Annotated in this window: 18 protein-coding genes and 2 pseudogenes; 6 read left to right on the forward strand and 14 right to left on the reverse strand. The window is 64.3% G+C overall.

All coding sequences use genetic code 11. From position 1 onward, the window contains the following. Positions 1 to 19: 19 nt before the first annotated feature. Positions 20 to 1303 (reverse strand): TIGR02679 family protein, encoded by a 1284-nt coding sequence (locus tag ON39_RS22420; RefSeq protein ID WP_083894629.1) that lies wholly within the window; start codon positions 1301 to 1303, stop codon positions 20 to 22. Positions 1304 to 1348: 45 nt separating this feature from the next. Further along, positions 1349 to 2140, reverse strand: a complete 792-nt coding sequence (locus ON39_RS22425; protein WP_040737324.1) for an SAM-dependent methyltransferase — start codon at positions 2138 to 2140, stop codon at positions 1349 to 1351. A 64-nt stretch (positions 2141 to 2204) separates the two neighbouring features. Between ON39_RS22425 and ON39_RS22430 the strand changes: the two genes are divergently transcribed. Next, a complete protein-coding gene (locus tag ON39_RS22430) occupies positions 2205 to 2429 on the forward strand; it encodes a hypothetical protein (RefSeq protein WP_040737325.1) in 225 nt (74 codons plus the stop codon). A gap of 321 nt (positions 2430 to 2750) precedes the next feature. Here ON39_RS22430 and ON39_RS22435 read toward each other — a convergent pair whose 3' ends face one another. Both ON39_RS22435 and ON39_RS47500 read right to left on the reverse strand, forming a co-directional pair. Further along, positions 2751 to 3134: a hypothetical protein gene (locus ON39_RS22435; protein WP_040737326.1), complete on the reverse strand. Its 384-nt coding sequence runs from the start codon at positions 3132 to 3134 to the stop codon at positions 2751 to 2753. 167 nt (positions 3135 to 3301) lie between these two features. After that, a pseudogene (locus ON39_RS47500) lies at positions 3302 to 3736 on the reverse strand (23S rRNA (adenine(2503)-C(2))-methyltransferase RlmN); the annotation flags it as partial. A 114-nt stretch (positions 3737 to 3850) separates the two neighbouring features. Between ON39_RS47500 and ON39_RS22440 the strand changes: the two are divergent. Further along, complete coding sequence (locus ON39_RS22440) at positions 3851 to 5287, forward strand: ATP-binding protein (protein ID WP_040737328.1); 1437 nt, start codon at positions 3851 to 3853, stop codon at positions 5285 to 5287. A gap of 442 nt (positions 5288 to 5729) precedes the next feature. On the opposite strand, the pseudogene ON39_RS22445 reads toward ON39_RS22440, so the two are convergent. The 3 genes and pseudogenes from ON39_RS22445 to ON39_RS22455 all read right to left on the reverse strand — a co-directional run. After that, a pseudogene (locus ON39_RS22445) lies at positions 5730 to 6299 on the reverse strand (radical SAM protein); the annotation flags it as partial. A 124-nt stretch (positions 6300 to 6423) separates the two neighbouring features. Further along, a complete protein-coding gene (locus ON39_RS22450) occupies positions 6424 to 6981 on the reverse strand; it encodes a PIN domain-containing protein (RefSeq protein ID WP_040737330.1) in 558 nt (185 codons plus the stop codon). Next, positions 6981 to 7457, reverse strand: coding sequence for an excisionase family DNA-binding protein (locus tag ON39_RS22455; protein WP_040737331.1), 477 nt, complete (start codon positions 7455 to 7457; stop codon positions 6981 to 6983). The genes ON39_RS22450 and ON39_RS22455 overlap by 1 nt, the downstream gene beginning before the upstream one ends. A 131-nt stretch (positions 7458 to 7588) precedes the next feature. Between ON39_RS22455 and ON39_RS22460 the strand changes: the two genes are divergently transcribed. Genes ON39_RS22460 through ON39_RS22465 form a run of 3 tightly spaced genes read left to right on the forward strand, consistent with a single transcriptional unit; the run spans position 7589 to position 10122 of the window. Continuing rightward, on the forward strand, positions 7589 to 9514 hold the full coding sequence (locus ON39_RS22460; RefSeq protein WP_246002930.1) for a TOTE conflict system archaeo-eukaryotic primase domain-containing protein: 1926 nt from the start codon (positions 7589 to 7591) through the stop codon (positions 9512 to 9514). After that, positions 9502 to 9918, forward strand: coding sequence for a DEAD/DEAH box helicase (locus ON39_RS50775; RefSeq protein WP_246002931.1), 417 nt, complete (start codon positions 9502 to 9504; stop codon positions 9916 to 9918). Before ON39_RS22460 ends, ON39_RS50775 begins: the two co-directional genes overlap by 13 nt. Positions 9919 to 9978: 60 nt before the next feature. After that, positions 9979 to 10122, forward strand: coding sequence for a transposase (locus ON39_RS22465; RefSeq protein WP_040737380.1), 144 nt, complete (start codon positions 9979 to 9981; stop codon positions 10120 to 10122). 179 nt (positions 10123 to 10301) lie between these two features. On the opposite strand, the gene ON39_RS22470 is transcribed toward ON39_RS22465, so the two are convergent. The 3 genes from ON39_RS22470 to rlmN form a co-directional block, all read right to left on the reverse strand. Then, entirely contained in the window at positions 10302 to 11465 is a 1164-nt protein-coding gene (locus tag ON39_RS22470; protein ID WP_040737332.1) for a hypothetical protein, read from the reverse strand. Further along, a complete protein-coding gene (locus ON39_RS22475) occupies positions 11462 to 11776 on the reverse strand; it encodes a hypothetical protein (protein ID WP_040737334.1) in 315 nt (104 codons plus the stop codon). The genes ON39_RS22470 and ON39_RS22475 overlap by 4 nt, the downstream gene beginning before the upstream one ends. Before the next feature lie 103 nt (positions 11777 to 11879). Continuing rightward, positions 11880 to 12989, reverse strand: a complete 1110-nt coding sequence (gene rlmN, locus ON39_RS22480; RefSeq protein WP_040737335.1) for a dual-specificity RNA methyltransferase RlmN — start codon at positions 12987 to 12989, stop codon at positions 11880 to 11882. A 135-nt stretch (positions 12990 to 13124) separates the two neighbouring features. Here rlmN and ON39_RS22485 point away from each other — a divergent pair, with 135 nt between their 5' ends. Beyond that, positions 13125 to 13475, forward strand: coding sequence for a LapA family protein (locus ON39_RS22485; RefSeq protein WP_306307550.1), 351 nt, complete (start codon positions 13125 to 13127; stop codon positions 13473 to 13475). 9 nt (positions 13476 to 13484) lie between these two features. On the opposite strand, the gene ON39_RS22490 is transcribed toward ON39_RS22485, so the two are convergent. From ON39_RS22490 to frr, 4 genes are all read right to left on the reverse strand, one after another. Continuing rightward, a complete protein-coding gene (locus tag ON39_RS22490; protein WP_040737339.1) occupies positions 13485 to 14216 on the reverse strand; it encodes a hypothetical protein in 732 nt (243 codons plus the stop codon). Beyond that, positions 14213 to 14899, reverse strand: coding sequence for a MarR family transcriptional regulator (locus ON39_RS22495; RefSeq protein WP_040737340.1), 687 nt, complete (start codon positions 14897 to 14899; stop codon positions 14213 to 14215). Before ON39_RS22495 ends, ON39_RS22490 begins: the two co-directional genes overlap by 4 nt. 52 nt (positions 14900 to 14951) lie before the next feature. Continuing rightward, on the reverse strand, positions 14952 to 15878 hold the full coding sequence (locus ON39_RS22500) for a phosphatidate cytidylyltransferase (RefSeq protein WP_246002951.1): 927 nt from the start codon (positions 15876 to 15878) through the stop codon (positions 14952 to 14954). A gap of 351 nt (positions 15879 to 16229) precedes the next feature. Beyond that, positions 16230 to 16787, reverse strand: coding sequence for a ribosome recycling factor (gene frr / locus ON39_RS22505; RefSeq protein ID WP_040737384.1), 558 nt, complete (start codon positions 16785 to 16787; stop codon positions 16230 to 16232). Positions 16788 to 16795: the final 8 nt, after the last annotated feature.

Below are 16795 nucleotides of genomic sequence, written 5' to 3' on the forward strand. Positions count from 1 at the left end.
GGTGGTATAGCGGTCCACATTAGACCTCGAGAACGCCCTGCGGCGCATGCCGTTCGAGCTCGTCCAGCAACACGTTCGCGACGCGCTCCTCCGGCACTGCCGTGCCCATTCGAATCATGTGTGCCGCAAGGTCGGGATCCCAAGGCACGGGCGTCACCCGCCCGACGAACGGGCCCGCGCCACCCACCGCGGCGAGGTAGTCGACGCTGCTCATCAGCCAAGGAATGGCACCGACTCGGGCGACAACATTGGCCGCGATGCGCAAACCTTCACCGTCGAAGTCGCCGTGGTAGCGCAGCTCCACGCCCGCCGCGCGCAAGAGCTGAAGCAACCGCACGCCGGCACTGCTCGGCCATCCGGACGTGCAGATCATCGGTGGACATCGAGCGCCGAATCTGCGCAGTGCCAACGCGAGCAAGCTCGGATTCTCGACCACCCAGACCCGGACCGGCGTATCGGTGATCCCGGCGCACGTCCGCAGCTGCTGCAAAGTAAGCATGGCGGCTTGGCCCATCCCCGCACAGATGTGCAGGATTCGTCCGACAGCCGCGGGTTCCGTGGTGATGCGCAGACCGGCCACCAAAACCGAGGAGGACAGTTCGTCGGCGGAGACTCCGGCGCGATCCCACAACGCGCGAAGTCCCGCGGCATCCGACGGCGGGTCTGTGCCGTAAAGAGCAGTCAAGGCTCGGACCACCATGGTGTGCAGACGGGTGCCCTCATCGAGCCCGTGGGGATCGCCGAGCACAGTGTCCGCGAATACCGGCAGCGGTGTTCCAGCACTGGGCAATTCGCTCAGCACGCGAAGGACTTGATCGAGCAGCACACGGGTCCGTTCGACTGATCCCGACACCAGACCGTTCCGTCGCACCGCCGTCACCCAGGTTTCCAAAGCAGGCTGTGCTCGCACGACCTCATGCTGAGACAGCCACGACCACAGGCTGTTTCGCTGTTGTGCCGCGCTTCGACGTTCGGCGGCACGATCGCCGATCGGACCGATCAACCGCGTGACGACATCGTAGGCGGTGCAGCCGGTTATCTCGTCGAGCACGGCATCCAGTTCCGTTATCCCGATCGTGGCGTATTCGCCCGGCAACCGTGCCGCACCCATCAGATCCGCTATAGCGCTTCGCTGCTCGGTGGTCAGCGGTCCTACGCGTACCCGCTGGACCACGCGTCCCGTGGAGAATCTCTTGTGCAGGGCTCGCCACAGTGGATCCAAGTCGGCTGCCAGCTGCCGAACAGGACGCTCGGCAGGCGCTCGTCGACCGTCCGTTTCGGCCCTCGGATCGTCGGCGTGCATCCGCCGATGGTAATTCGCCGTCACGCGCGTCGAACCTCCGGCGATCTACGACTTGCGGCAGATGCAGCCCAGAATTTCCACGCGAGTCGCGGGTAAATCATCATCGAGCCAGTCCTGGATCGGGGCCAGGCCGGGTGCCAGGGTCTCCAATCCCTCTAGGTAGGAAGCAATCTCGGCCCTGGACCGCAGTGCGGGCACCGCTGAACTCCCCTTCGTGGCCGACATGGCCTGCCGTACGAAGCGCGAGTCGGATTCACTCGTGGCATGGGTAACGACCAGATAGCTACCCGGTGCCATAGCGGCACGCAATTCGGCCAGGATCCCGCCCGGGTTCTCCTCATCCATGATGAAGTGCAGGACACCGACTATCAGCACGGCGACCGGCTGAGCGAAGTCGATCAACCCCTCCGAACTCAGCCGATCGATCATGTCCGCCGGCTGCCGAAGGTCGGCCAGCATCGGCGTATTACCCGCCGCCCCAGACAGCATCGCCGTAGCGTGCGCGTGCACGACCGGATCGAAATCGATCGACACCACCCGAACCGACGGCTCGACCTTCCGCGCAACCTCGTACACAGACGGCGAAATCGGTATCCCCGCACCGACATCCACGATCTGACAAACCCCAGCCCCCACCGCCACCTCGACCCCCTGCAACAAAAACCGCCGACTCATCCGCGCCAGCGCCTTGGAGTCCGGCGCCACCCGCAACACCTGCTCGGCGTACTCCAGATCCGCCTCGTAGTAGTCCTTGCCCCCAAGCATGTAGTTGTAAATCCTGGCCGAACTCGGTTTATACGGATCAACCCCCATAGGCACCCGCCTGAAGTCCGACACCCCACCTCCTCCGTAGCGCGCCGATCCTAGCAAGCCCACTCCACCCTCACTACCGTCATCAGACGTGAATGGCGACTTCGACAACAAAGCGTCCGAACTGGCTACCAAGGCAGATGAAGAGATCACCGTACCCATCGCGAAAGAACGAACCCAGCTCGTTTCGGTAGCACACAGGACATGGCTTCGTTTCGATGAAATCACTGACCTGGGGTCCGGTAAGGCCGATCCGCACTGGAAGAACGACCGAGATCTGGTCGATCAGCGGCCGCGCGACCCGTGGCCGACGTGACCGACGACGCACGAGCGCCACAAAGCACGCAACTCATTAGCCTATGCGGTCGGCAGCGTCACGGACCGTACCGCACGCGAGAGTACCGCCACGGCGACTGGTGCCACACTGCAGACCGATCTGAACCGAACAATCTGACACTCAACGAGTTTCGAGCTGGTTCGAGGTACACGGTCAAGGCTGGGCTTTGTTGGCCGCGGCGGTGAGCGCCTCACGCGTCTCGTTCTACTCGTCACACAAGTCCGATGGCTCTGATCGGGTGCACCGACTCAACGTCACCAAACCACCTTCTCCGCCGAGTCTTCGAGCAGCGGCCGACAGCTAATCGCTAACGGTCCGCAGTTCGAGTTCGACCGGGGTGACGGTTCCCACACTGTGTCGCCCCGGCATTGTCCACTGCGCGAGGTCGTCACGGAACCGTGGTCCGTACAGCTCATCGTCGGCGGCATAGTTGGCCACCCTCCCCGCCGCGATAGCCAACCCCTCGCCAGTGATTCGAACCGCAAGGTTGAGGTCATCCAGACTAGAGATCGTCAGCTGCATTGTGGTCGAGGAAGTTATCGACACGTGACGACTGGGCACCGTACCTGTGCTGCCATCCGCGAAGGTGATAACCAGATCCGCATCCTTGCCGTTGCCGAAATAGCCGATCTCCTGAACAGCCCTGTCCTGCACCGGAAGCGTCTCCCACTCAGCATCAGTCACAAGCCGGGATCTTCTCATATCAGATACCTATCACGGGCGAGTTTCGCTGTTTGCCCTCACCGTCGGCGGTTTGCCGAGGCCAGACCGGCCCGCGCCGAGTCAGCCGCAGGCGGAGGCGGTTTCATGGCTGGCGGTGCCGCCCACCCCTGCGGAAACACCGCTACCCCCTCAGCAGCGAGTTGCCCACACCCTGCGGCAATTTCCTGACCACGGGTATCACGCACCCTACAGGGCACGTCCTGTTCGTTGACACGCCAAACGAACTCGCGCTCAACGGGTTTCGGGCTCGCATCCCACTTGCTACTGGAGGTCGCTTTCAGAGGGATCACGTTGACATGCATGCGAGAGCCGAGGGCTTTGTGCAGCTTGGCACCGAGCATGTCCGCACGCCAGGGCTGGTCGTTGATGTCGCGGATCAAAGCGTATCCGATGGAGACCCGACGGCCGGACTTATCGGCGTAGTAGCGGGCGGCGTCGAGGACCACGTTGCGCTGAGATATGCCGAAACCGTCCGGCGGCGGTGAGGTGATGCGGCGGACCGCGGCGACAACCCGCTCGTAGTTGGCCAAGGGTTCACCCATACCCCGCTTCACAGTTGACGACTCGCATATATCCAGAGGGGACCACCTCTGCACACCCCAGGATAGTAGCGCGTGCGATAGTATCTTCTTCGGTAGTATCGCACACGGTAGTATCGGCGACTGAGAGGCCTAAGCGTGGTCGACTTCATCGGGCGGCAAAGTGAGCTGGACACACTTGCTGCCGCACTGTCCGGGGTGCGGGCAGAGATCGGAACAGCAAGGCCAGGACGTTGCCTGATCCTGCGCGGACGACGCCGGATCGGCAAGTCCGCATTGGTCGAGGAGTTCGTGCATCGGAATCGAGTTCCGAACGTCTTCCACACCAGCGAGATCGGCTTCGGCACCGATCCGCTCACCGAGTTTGTCGACGCCGTGCGCAGTTCCTCGCTACCCGACGCCGACATCTTCGGCGAGGCTCTCCCCGGCAACTGGACAGCGGCGCTGCGCCAACTCGCGAGCATCCTGCCGGACGGCCAGCCGAGTGTGGTGGTGCTCGACGAACTGCCCTACCTCATGGATCCGGCAGGTGCGTTCGAGAGCATTTTGCAGCGGGCCTGGGATCGCGAGCTTTCACGCAAACCAGTGCTGCTGATTCTCATCGGATCCGATCTCGCCATGATGCAAGCACTCACCTCGTATGGACGGCCGTTCCACCAACGCGGCACCGAAATGCGCCTGGGACCACTTGATCCGGCCGATGTGGCGACGATGACAGGCCTGGAACCAGCGACCGCCTTCGACGCGGCGCTGCTGACTGGAGGATTGCCTATCATCGCAGTGCGCTGGCGGGCAGGCGAGGACGTTTGGGCATTTCTCGCCCGAGAACTGGCCGATCCGGTGAGCCCCCTGGTTGTTTCCGCACAACTGTCCCTGGCCGCTGAGTTTCCGGACCAAACCCAAGCCCGCCAAGTGCTGGCGGCGATCGGCAGCGGCGAACGCACCTTCACCAATATCGCCAGAGCGGCCGGCGGCATGGCGCACTCGACACTGTCACGAGCCACGGAACTGCTGACCAGCAAGGGAATCGTCGCGGCAGAGTTGCCGATCAGCCTCATACCGTCCAAGGAACGCCGCTACCGGATCACCGACCCATATTTGCGCTTCTGGCTGACCTTCCTCGGTCCGCATCTCACCGAGATCGACCGCATGCGCTCCGACCTTACCCTCGAACGAATCCACCGCGGATGGACTAGCTGGCGCGGCCGCGCCATAGAGCCACTGGTCCGGGAATCACTTGCACGCCTGCTCCCCGCACACAACATCCCAGCGGCCCTCGCAATCGGCGGCTACTGGACCCGCAGTAACGACGTGGAGATCGATATCGTCGGCGCCGACCGCGAACCCGTCGCTCGCGAACTCGCATTCCTCGGGTCCATCAAATGGCTTGAAAACTCACCCTTCGACAGCCACGATCTGACCGCGCTCCAGCGCCACCGCCATCGCATCACCGACGAACCAGTTCCCCTGATAGCCGTTACCCGATCCGGAGTCACGACTCCGCACCTCGACGCCGTATTCAGTCCGGCAGATCTCCTTGCTGCCTGGCATCATCGCGGTGACAACCCGCGATGATCGACGGAGCACTTCCGAGGCCAACCAGGCCCGAGCCAGGGACAGGCAGCGGAGAGAACGTTCAAGTTCACCTCTGTTCTGCACAGTCTCGCCAAGAGACGCTCGCCGTTGTCGCTCAGATCCCTTGTGTACCACTCGGATACCACGCTCGCATCTCGGTGACGCAGGAGGTCGCGGTGCTTCGGCTCAATGAGAGCGGTCGGCAGATCTGAAGCAGCAGCAAGAATGATCCCGCGCCAGCCGGCGGCACATCTCTCCTCGAGCGAAGAGAGTGGCAAAACCTCGACACCACGCTCTGCCGAGCACACAAGGTACGGCTGGTCTACGCCATATGAGTTTGGCGCGCAGCATGCGCAGGTTCGATAAGGGCGACCAGTCGACGCTCGGAGATCGGCCGTCGTCGAAGGCGCGTTTAGTTGGGCGCTGGCGTGGGCAGCGAGATCTATCCTTCGGCTGCGAGTTGCCCGCAGGCGGCGGCGATTTCCTGGCCGCGGGTGTCGCGCACCGTGCAGGGCACGCCCTGTTCGTTGACACGCCGAACGAACTCGCGCTCAACAGGTTTCGGGCTCGCGTCCCACTTACTACCCGGAGTCGGGTTCAGCGGGATCACGTTCACGTGGACTCGAGAGCCGAGGGCCTTGTGCAGCTTGGAGCCGAGCATGTCCGCACGCCACGGCTGGTCGTTGATATCGCGGATCAAAGCGTATTCGATGGAGACCCGACGGCCGGACTTGTCGGCGTAGTGGCGAGCGGCATCGAGAACCTCAGCGACCGGCCAGCGATTGTTCACCGGGACCAGAGTGTCGCGTAGTTCGTCGTCGGGAGTGTGCAGGGAGACCGCGAGGGTCACCGAGAGATCCTCGTCGGCGAGTTTGCGGATGGCGGGGGCCAAGCCGACCGTCGACACCACCACGTTGCGCTGGGAAATACCGAAACCGTCCGGCGACGGGGAGGTGATGCGGCGGACCGCGGCGACAACCCGCTTGTAGTTGGCCAACGGTTCGCCCATGCCCCCCGTTCTACAAACGCCGCGACCTGCGAGGATGCTGAACTGACCCGCATTTTGCGAGGCAAAGGCGACGCTGGCTTGCCTCACATGCGGCGGCGATACTCGGGCGGCCGGTACGCGCCGCAATTCAATCGAGACGCCTGCGTACCTCGGCGGCAAAACCGGGTACCCCGGAACGATCCAGCACGTCTAGGAGCCCCTGGATTCGCTTCGGCGGCCGCTTGTGTTCGGCGACCTGTTTGTACAGAAGTCTGAGCACCTCGCCGGGAGCCAGATCCAACACGTCCAGCAGAAAAGCGTCCGGGTGACACAATTCCGGGAAACCTTCGCCGATGGGCCTGACTGCGAAATCCTTGAGGTTGAACGTCAACAGCACATCGGCGTTGCCCTGCAACGCCGCCGCGAGCACATGCCGATCCTTGGGATGGTTCTCCATCCTCTCGACCAGTTCCTCATATCCCTCGACCATGGCATCGGCGAAGAAGCCGTTCAACGTGCTGATCAGCCGATCGACCTTCCCCGCCGATTCGTCGCCCGCATGCCGCAGACAGAGATTCCGCCGCAGCTCCGCCAGCACTTCCGCCGACCACAGCGGCTGGACCAGGTCGGCCTCCGCCAGGCGGAGTAGGGTGTCGCGCAGGTGGGCCGGGTATAAGACGCAGGTATCGAGGAACACCCGTTGCATCAGTCGTGCCGCCGCAACGGCTCGGGCGGCTCGTCGTCATAAAGCTCCAGGTCCTCGGAGATCCGCGTCAACTCGGACAATCCTGCGGTGCGTTCGGCGCGCCGGTACTCCCGAAACGCCAGGACGTCGGTCAAACGCACGCGCCGATGTCGTCCGGGCCGCGCGAAGGGAATCTCCCCCGCATCCAACAACTTCACCAACGTGGGCCGGCTCATCCCAAGCAACTCGGCAGCCTCCTGCGTGGTCAACGTGGTGTGCAACGGCGCGACCGTGACCGCCTTGCCTTCGGAGAGCGCCAGCGCGACCAAACGCAGCCCCTCGAACACCTCAGCAGGCAACGTCACCACCTCGCCCTCGGCCGACCTCAGCACAGTCGCGCCGGTCGACGCGAGCGCAGCGTCCATGAACCTCCGCACCTCAGCAAGCTGGTCTAAGTGCTCAGGCAGCAGCGTGCGCTCATTCAACGTCTCGGTCATCGCACCTCCATGACAACCATAATGCCCCGCTTTCGAATAAAACGAAAGCGCTTCGGCCCGCGCTCACGGAAACAACCATCCGAGCAGCTGCCCGCGCGGATGGTGGACACCCGATCGGGCAGACTGACCCCGTGGAGCGATACCCCGGCGAACTCGACACTCTACGTGCCGAAAACCTCCGCCTGCGGAACCTGTTGCGTCTGACTCCGGAGCAAGCCGCTGCCGTAGATCCCGACCAGACCGGCACCAACACGCCGGTCGACATGCGTTCCAGTCCCGAGGACAAGGTCCGCTTCTACACGGATCTGTTCCGCTGCCGCAAGGACGTCTACGCGGTGCGCTGGGAAAACAAGCGCGATGGACGGTCTGGATGGATGCCCGCGATCAATGGCCGCTGGATCAAAGGAGCAAGTCGCGAAAGCCTCGACTACGGTCGCCTCACCCCCGACGTCGTCGCCAAACATCTGCGCGGCGACCAACACATCGGCTTCTACGCTCTCGGTGACGACGACTCCTGCTGGTGGGTAGCGGCCGACTTCGACAAGGACACCGCGATGCTCGACGCGCTGGCCTACGTGAAAGCCGCCCGCAGCGAGGACATTCCAGCCGCCCTGGAAGTATCCCAGTCCGGACGTGGCGCGCACGTCTGGATCTTCTTCGCCCACGCCGTTCCCGCGGCCACCGCACGCCGATTAGCGACAGCTCTTCTGGCAGAAGCCATCGCTCTGCGCGGCAGCATGAGCCTGGCCAGCTATGACCGCCTCTTCCCGTCGCAGGATACCCACACCGGCAAAGGCATGGGCAATCTGATCGCCGCGCCGCTCAATGGCGCACGACGCCAACACGGCACGACTCTGTTCCTCGATCCCGCCACGCTGGAGCCCTTCGAGGACCAGTGGGCCTACCTGTCCAGCATCCCGCGCCTGAGTTCACAGCACCTCACCACGCTGGCTCGTGCGGTCGCCGAACCGGCGACAGGCCACAAGGTGCACAAGCTGTCGCTGCCGACCTCGTCGAAAATCGTTCCACGGCCTGCTGCGCTCATCCGAACGACCTTCGCCGCCCGCCTCACCCTCACCGCCGCCGATCTGGGACCTGCGATGATCTCGGCGGTCAAGCACGCCGCGAGTATCCCAAATCCCGAGTTCTTCAACCGGCAACGCGCACGCAGAAGCACTTGGGACACTCCACGATTCATCCGCAGCTACGACGAAACCCTCGACGGCGACCTCATCCTTCCCCGCGGCCTTCTCACACTGCTCGCAACCCTGGTCGAATCGGCCGACTCCACGCTGCACATTGATGACCAACGCGTTTCCGGGACCTCGCAGCAATTCTCCTGCGCTGCCGAGCTGCGCTCCGAACAACGCCAAGCGGTGCGGCACATCGAACAACACGAGCACACTGTGGTCGTAGCGCCGCCCGGCACCGGCAAGACAGTGATCGCCTGCGCGGCCATAGCCGCTCGATCGACTTCGACTCTCGTGCTCGTCGACCGCAAGGCACTCGCAGATCAGTGGCGCCAACGTCTCCTTGAACACCTTGGTCTTCGATGCGGGCAAATCGGCGGCGGCAGATCGAAGACCACCGGGACCGTCGACATAGCGTTGCTGCCCACCCTGGCCCGCCGAGGCAACGTCGCCGAGATCACCGGCCCGTACGGATTCATCGTCGTAGACGAATGCCACCACGTCGCAGCGTCGGCGTTCACCGACGTCCTCAACCAGATCCCTGCTCGCTACTGGTTGGGCTTGACCGCCACGCCCGAGCGGCGCGACCAACTCGAAGACCTCGTCTACCACCAACTCGGTTCCAACACCCACACCATCGCCGCACCGAAACCGGGCGAATTCCCGACCGAGGGCACCATTCCCGCACCGCACAGGCAACTCCACGTCCATCACACCTCTTCGTCTATACCGGCGACGCCGATCCGAGCCAGCCCGGCGGAATCGCGGAGATCTATCGGGCACTGGCTGCTGATAAGGAGCGGTGCCGTCAAATCGTCGGCGATGTGCTCCGCGCCCATAAGGACGGAGCACACGTGCTCGTGCTGACCCGCTGGGTCACGCACCTCACCGCTCTGGCAGACGCGCTCACCGCAGCCGGTTGCACGGAAGTGATCCAATTGAAGGGCGGAACGAAAGCCTCCGAACGCCGCAATATCCAGACCCGAATAGAGACCAGCGACAGTCCGCTGCTGATCGTCGGCACCGCCTCCTACATCGGCGAAGGGTTCGACTGCCCCCGCCTCGACACGCTCTTCCTCGCGGCCCCAGTCACCTTCCCGAAACTCCTGGTCCAATACGCAGGACGGATCACCCGCACGCACTCAGGAAAGACCGTCGCAACAGTGCACGACTATCACGACACGCTGGTGCCCGTGATCGCATCGTCCTTACGCAAACGCGCCCCCGGCTACGTCGAACTCGGATTCCCCGACCCCCGAAAATCGGGCTGAGACCTTGTCTCATGCCGTTTTCGGCATGTCGAAATCCGATGGGCGGCATGATGTTCGGTCATGGCCGAGGAGTTGTCGAAGCGGCTGGTGCCCGATAAGTTGTGGGAGCTGGTCGAGCCTGTGCTACCGAAGTTCGAGCCGCGTCGTCAAGGCGGTGGGACCGAACCGGTCGACGAGCGCGCTGTGTTCACGGCGGTCGTATAGGTGCTGACCCTGCGCCACGGTATACGCGATCGGCCGACAACCGCGTCGACGGACGGCCGACCTCATGATCGCCGCGACCGCAGCGCGAAACGGACTGCCGCTGTACACCACCAATCCCACAGACTTCGCCGGGCTCGAGTCCTCCGTCTTGATCGTCCCGGTTACCCGCCCAGAAGGGGCTACCGGGTGATGCTGGGATCCGCGAGTCGCCTGAGAAAAGCCGGCCGACGAGCGTGCCGATCCCGCAGGTTCGCCACACAACAAACGAATTCGATTGTGTGCCCGTCACGTTCGGCCAGCTCACGCAGATCAGCCAACAACTCGGCGGCTTCATCGTAGGCACGGCCCCTGCCAGTTTCGACCAGCGCCTCCACTCGGCCCCAAACCGCCTCCCCTTCCGCGGCCACACGGCGCAAGCGCCGTTCCCGCTCGCGGACGTATTCAGCCTCTTGCCGAGCGAATTCACGGTCCCGTCCCGCAGCCTGGGCGCGTTCCCGTTCAGCTCGCCGGCGTGCCGCACCGTCGAGGAGGTCCGCGACCGTACGAGTGCCCGCCATCACCGGTTGTGCAGCACCGCCGCGATAGCCGCGCAGCAACTCCGACCGGACCGCCGTGGACTCACCGAGCGCCACCCGCAGCAACAGCCCGTCCTTGTCCGCAACATCCAGACCAGAAATCCACGCGGCCACCGCACTCGGATCATCGGTAGTGGCAGCCAGATTCGGACTCGCCACCGCCGCGACCGCGAGCACATCCGGGTCCACCCGCAGGAATTCCGCCAACGCCCGCTGCGCAGCGGTAAGCGCACCCAGGCCGGGCGGCACCGGCGGCTCGAGCTCCTCGTCGCGGTCGCGGTCGAAGGCATCCTCGTCACGCTCCCAGGTGCCGTATCCAGCCAACCAAGCCAGATACAGCGCACGCAGATCACCGCCGGCCAACTCAGCACGCACACCGATCAGCACCGACAGCGAATCCTCCGCGGATTCCTCCCAGTCGCCGTCGTACTCGCCGCTGGTCATATCGATGAGCAGATGCTCCCCCACCGCCCGAGCCGTCACATAGTCGCCGACGCAATACTGATCGACAACATCCCGGCCGAGTGCCGTTCGCGGCAACTTCAACAGGAAACGGTGTGTGCCCCAATTGGTCACATACAGGTGCGCATCGTAGTAGCGCTCCACCATGCGGACCGGATCGCCTTGGAAGTCCCCCCACTGGTATTCGTTGACGAACCGCGTCGCGGTGATCCGAGCCCGGATCGACAGCTCACGCACCTGCGCCTGCTGAGATTCGGTCAGCGGCCGATCCACCGCGACGAACTCGTAATACTGGTATTCGCTCAATGTTGTTCCTCGGGTGCCGCGGAGCCGAATGGCACAGCACGGAAACCGGATTCGTCACCCAGATGGAAGTACAGGTATCCGCAGAGAACTCTCTCATCGGTCACAACCGCCCAGCCACGCCCGCTCGCCAGGTCACCTTCGTCGTGGCCTTCCCAGCTGAAACCAACGCCATCACGACCGCCGTGCTGCTCCGGGCGACAATCCATACCGCCGTTCACCGCGATGATCGCGAACTCACCTGTGCCATTCGCGCAGAACTCGATGCACCCGGGACCGCACAGATCGATCGCGTCGCAGTCCCAGGTGTCCATCTCCACGATCCGCCAACGACCGAGAACATCCTCTGGAACCGGGGCCCGTTTCCTGCGTGTCATCGTGGAGAAGGCTACTGCGAGCGAAGCATTCGATCCAGGGCTACGCCTCAGCAGCGAGCTGCCCGCAGGCGGCGGCGATCTCCTGACCGCGGGTGTCGCGGACGGTGCAGGGCACGCCCTGTTCGTTGACACGGCGAACGAATTCGCGTTCGACCGGTTTAGGGGCGGCATCCCATTTGCTGCCGGGAGTGGGGTTGAGCGGGATGACGTTGACATGCACGCGAGAGCCCAGGGCCTTGTGTAGCTTCTTGCCGAGCAAGTCAGCCCGCCACGGCTGATCGTTGACATCTCGGATCAGCGCGTACTCGATCGACACCCGTCGACCCGACTTGTCGGCGTAATAACGCGCGGCGTCAAGAACTTCTGCGATCGGCCAGCGGTTGTTCACCGGCACCAACGTGTCCCGCAACTCATCGTCCGGAGTGTGAAGGGAGACAGCGAGCCTCACTGACATGTCCTCGTCGGCCAACTTGCGGATCGCCGGAGCCAGACCGACCGTCGACACCGTCACAGCGCGCTGCGAGATACCGAAACCATCCGGCACCGGCGACGTGATCCGCCGCACTGCAGCAATAACCCGACGAAGGTTCGCAAGTGGTTCGCCCATACCCATGAAAACGATGTTGGACAGGCGGCCCGGCCCGCCGGCGACCTCGCCGTCGCGCATCGCGGCGGCCGCGGCGCGAACCTGGTCGACGATCTCGGCGGTGGACAGGTTGCGGTTCAGTCCGCCCTGGCCGGTCGCGCAGAACGGACAGGCCATGCCGCAGCCGGCCTGGCTGGAGATGCAGAGGGTGGCGCGATCCGGGTAACGCATGAGGACGCTTTCCAGAAGCGTGCCATCGCCCGCGCGCCACAAGGTCTTTCGCGTCTCGCCCGCGTCGCACGCGACGTGCTTGACGACGGACATCAGCTGCGGGAAGAGCGCCTCGCCGATCTTTTCGCGCACGGGCGCGGGCAGGTCGGTCATCTGTTCGGGGTCGGCCTGCAGCCTGCCGTAGTACTGGCGAGCGATCTGGTCGGCGCGGAACTTGGGCAGTCCCAGCTCCTCGACGGCTGCTCGCCTGCCCTCGGCGTCGAGGTCGGCGAGATGCCGGGGCGGCATGCCACGGCGCGGAGCATCGAAGACGAGGGGCAGGGAGACGGTCATAATCGTTCCATTCTCCCATCTGGGCGAATGGGCCGCGCACTCGCCCGTGTGCTATTGACCGGTTCGTTGCTGGGAAATACGTGTAACCGACATAGCAGTGGGCAATGACCCGGTATGTCCACGAACGCAGAACACGTGTCTGAGCCCGACCCCGACCTGTCGGGCCAGCACACAGCCCCAACACAGCCGGCCACCACGCCCCCGGCCACCACCCCGCCGGTCACCGCACCCACCAAGACCCGTCAATCGCTGTCCACCCGCACCGGCACCACGTGGATGAGCCTGATCGCAGGCGCGCTGATCCTGATCGTCCTACTGGTCTTCATCCTGCAGAACCTCGACCAGGTCGACGTCGGCCTATTCTTCTGGCACTTCTCCCTCCCCCTCGGCGTCGCCGTCCTACTCTCCGTCATCGGCGGAGCCCTGGTGATGGCCCTCGTCGGCGGCCTCCGCATCCTGCAACTACGCCGCGTCGCGAAGAAGTAGACGCGGTCGTCAGGGTGTAAGTGCCCGAACGAGCGCGCGCACTCGAGCCGGATTGCCATGCCAGTTTCGCAATGCGCGTCCCGGGTGGTCGAAGTGTTCTCGCAACAGGCCGCGCGCCTCCGCGAAAGTGGTTCCGGTAGGCCAGGGCGTCCGGTCGGCGTGCCGACACTCGAGGAGTCGTCCGATATCTTCGGCATCACGTGGAGTGAGACGCCTGATGTATGCGAAGACTTTGATGCTGATAGCCGTCGCGATATCCGGTATCGCGATGCGGGCAGAGACTTCAGTGCCGTCGACCAGCGTGGCGCCGAGTGCGATCCATATCGGCTCCCGCACCAACGCGACGTGGACCGCGGGAATGCCATCGACGGCGATCGGCCCGGCGTCGAGGTTGGGAACATGTTGATCGGTGAATGACGGAGCCAGCAGGTCGATGGTCGCGGAGGTCCCACCGACGGAACGTTCGAATCGGTTACCGGAGCGTGGATTGTCATAGCCCATGCCTCGCAACCGATCCAGGAGCACACCATCCCGAATCGTGACCAGCTCTACCGCGAGGTCGGCGTCCCTGGTCGCGCGCAGTGGGACGGAGACACCGCTGCGTAATACATGCAGATTGACCATGTGTCCGCCGATCACTGCCCACGACTCGAGAGCGGCCGCGGCGACCGCAGCATCGGCCAATGCCAAGTATGCGCCGTCCTCGGCTCGTGATCCGCTGGCGATCTTCAACTCGATCACGCGACGCGCTCGAGCTCGCTGCGTGCGGCGAGGAACCGCTCCTCGAGCTCGGCGACTGCTTCCACAGCATCCGGGGCGTCGCCCGACAAAAGGTGCCTGGCGATCTCGGTAACCGGGGCAAGCGGCCACGCCTGCGCAGACGGTCCACCCATCGCCGCGGCGATCGACGGGTCAAGGTGCAGTCCCGGGACGAGCTTGCCCACGGTCACCACGATGGTCGCATCGGCCGGACTCGTTTCGACGGGCACGAAACCTGCTTGCTCCAGCTCCAAGCGAGAGTCGGCATGCAGAAAGACAATGTCCGGGATACGCCAAGGCGCGACTCTATCCGCCGCCCAGTCACCGCAGACCTGGAGTGAAACTCTCTGAGCCGCAGCGTGTTCGAGCGCTAGTTCGATCTGGCGAGGCATGTCGTCGAGGCTGTACCAGGATTCGATGACGTCGACCTTGGGCGGGCGGGCTGCCGCGAGGCGCTCGAAAAGCTCACGAGGCTGACGAACCTGCCAGCCGTCCGCGCCACGCTCGGTCCAACCCCGCGCGTCGGCGGCGGACAAGATCTGCGAGACGCGCGCCTGCGTTACCCCAGTGGCTTCTGCGATGCCTACCTGACGCTGGGGAGCAGGGCTGCCGAGCAGAAACGACAGCACGGCGACCTCCGCGCGCGCGAGCTTGTTCTCCGACATCCTGCGAGTATAAATTTTTCGAGCAGGAGCGGCAAATATTTATAGTCCCTGCTCAGAGCAGGGTCGAGAGGACGAGCCAGGAGACGAAGGCGGAGGGGAGCATGGAGTCGAGGCGGTCCATGATGCCACCGTGGCCGGGGAGGAGGGTGCCCATGTCTTTGATGCCGAGTTCGCGTTTGATCTGGGATTCGATCAGGTCGCCGCAGGTGGCTACGAGGACGAGGCCGATGCCGAGGACGACGCCGATCATGGAGTTGGCGTCGAGCAGCAGGGTGACGGTGAGCAGGCCGCCGATGACGCTGAAGACGAGCGACCCGCCGAAACCCTCCCAGGATTTCTTCGGGCTGATCGACGGGACCATGGGGTGCCTGCCGAACAGCACGCCGGCCACGTAGCCGCCGACGTCGGAGCAGACGACCAGGATCATGAAGGTCAGCACCCGCAGGTTGCCGTCGGGCTCGAGCAGCAGCAGGGTCGCGAACGAGGCGAGCAGCGGGATCCAGGCGAGCGTGAAAATGGCTATGGCCGTGTCGCGCAGGAAGTTTCGCGGGGCGGTTTGCAGTCCGTGGTCGAACAAACGCCACACCATGCAGGTCAGCGCGGTGGCGGCGAACGCTCCGGTGACGCCGCTGGCGCCGTAGGGCCAGCCGAGCCAGAACACGGCTTGGCCGCCGACGATCAACGGGATACGCGGCACCAGGACGTCGGCCTCGCGCAGCCGTTTGACGACCTCCCAGGTGGCGACGCCGACCGCTACGCCGACGACACCGATGAAGACCTTGGGCACGAACAGCAGGATCGCGATGAGGGAGAGTCCGAGGCCGAAACCGACGGCCAATGCCGCGGGCAGATTCCGTCCCGCGCGTGAACCGGGCGCGGGAGGCGCGGCGAGCACCGCGTTGGGGCCGTGCGCCTCCGGGTCGTGCTCGGCCGGCGACGGCACCGGAACGGTCTGCTGACCAGCCGCCCAGGCAGACATGCTGGACGGCGCGACACCGGAGGCAGGCTGGGAGCCGAGACCGGCTGTCGCGACCGTGTGCCCGGCCCCGTCGACACCACGACCAGCGACCGGATCCACCGACGAAACCTCGTGGCCCGACGCCGAATCCGAGGCTAACGGCTCGTAGCCCGACGCTTCCGCATCGCGCACGTGCTCCTGCCTCGCATCGGCTGTGCCGCTCACCGGCCTCGGCTCCTCAGCCGCACCGGTCGCGGCGGCGTTCTCGGCCACGATTGTCCCGTCGCTCAACTCGTCGTTCCGTTCGTCCCCCGCCCGAGCGGGCCTGCTGCGTGCATCGGCGGCATAAACGCTGCTCCGCCGCCGCGGACATCAGACCTCGAGCAGTTCAGTTTCTTTGTGTTTGACCAGTTCGTCGATCTGTCCGACATACTTCGCGGTGGTCTTGTCGAGGTCCTTCTCGGCGCGCCCGACCTCGTCCTCACCCGCCTCGCCATCCTTCTGGATGCGCGAGAGTTCGTCCATGGTTTTGCGGCGGACATTGCGAATCGATATCTTCGCGTCCTCGCCCTTGCCCTTGGCCTGCTTGACCAGTTCGCGACGCCGCTCCTCGGTCAGCTGCGGCACCGAAATGCGAATGATGTCACCGTTGTTGGTGGGGTTGACACCGAGATCGGAGTTGCGGATCGCGGTCTCGATCGCGCCGAGCTGCGCCTGCTCGTACGGCTTGATCACGACCATGCGCGGCTCCGGCACCGTGATGCTGGACATCTGGGTGATGGGGGTCGGCGAGCCGTAGTAGTCGACGACGATCCGCGAGAACATACCCGGGTTGGCACGTCCGGTGCGGATGCCCGATAGATCGTCTTTCGCTACTGTGACAGCCTTTTCCATCTTCTCCTCGGCGTCGAAGAGCGCTTCTTCAATCACGACCGTTT

This window comes from Nocardia tenerifensis NBRC 101015, assembly GCF_000308715.1.
GTDB lineage: Bacteria > Actinomycetota > Actinomycetes > Mycobacteriales > Mycobacteriaceae > Nocardia > Nocardia tenerifensis.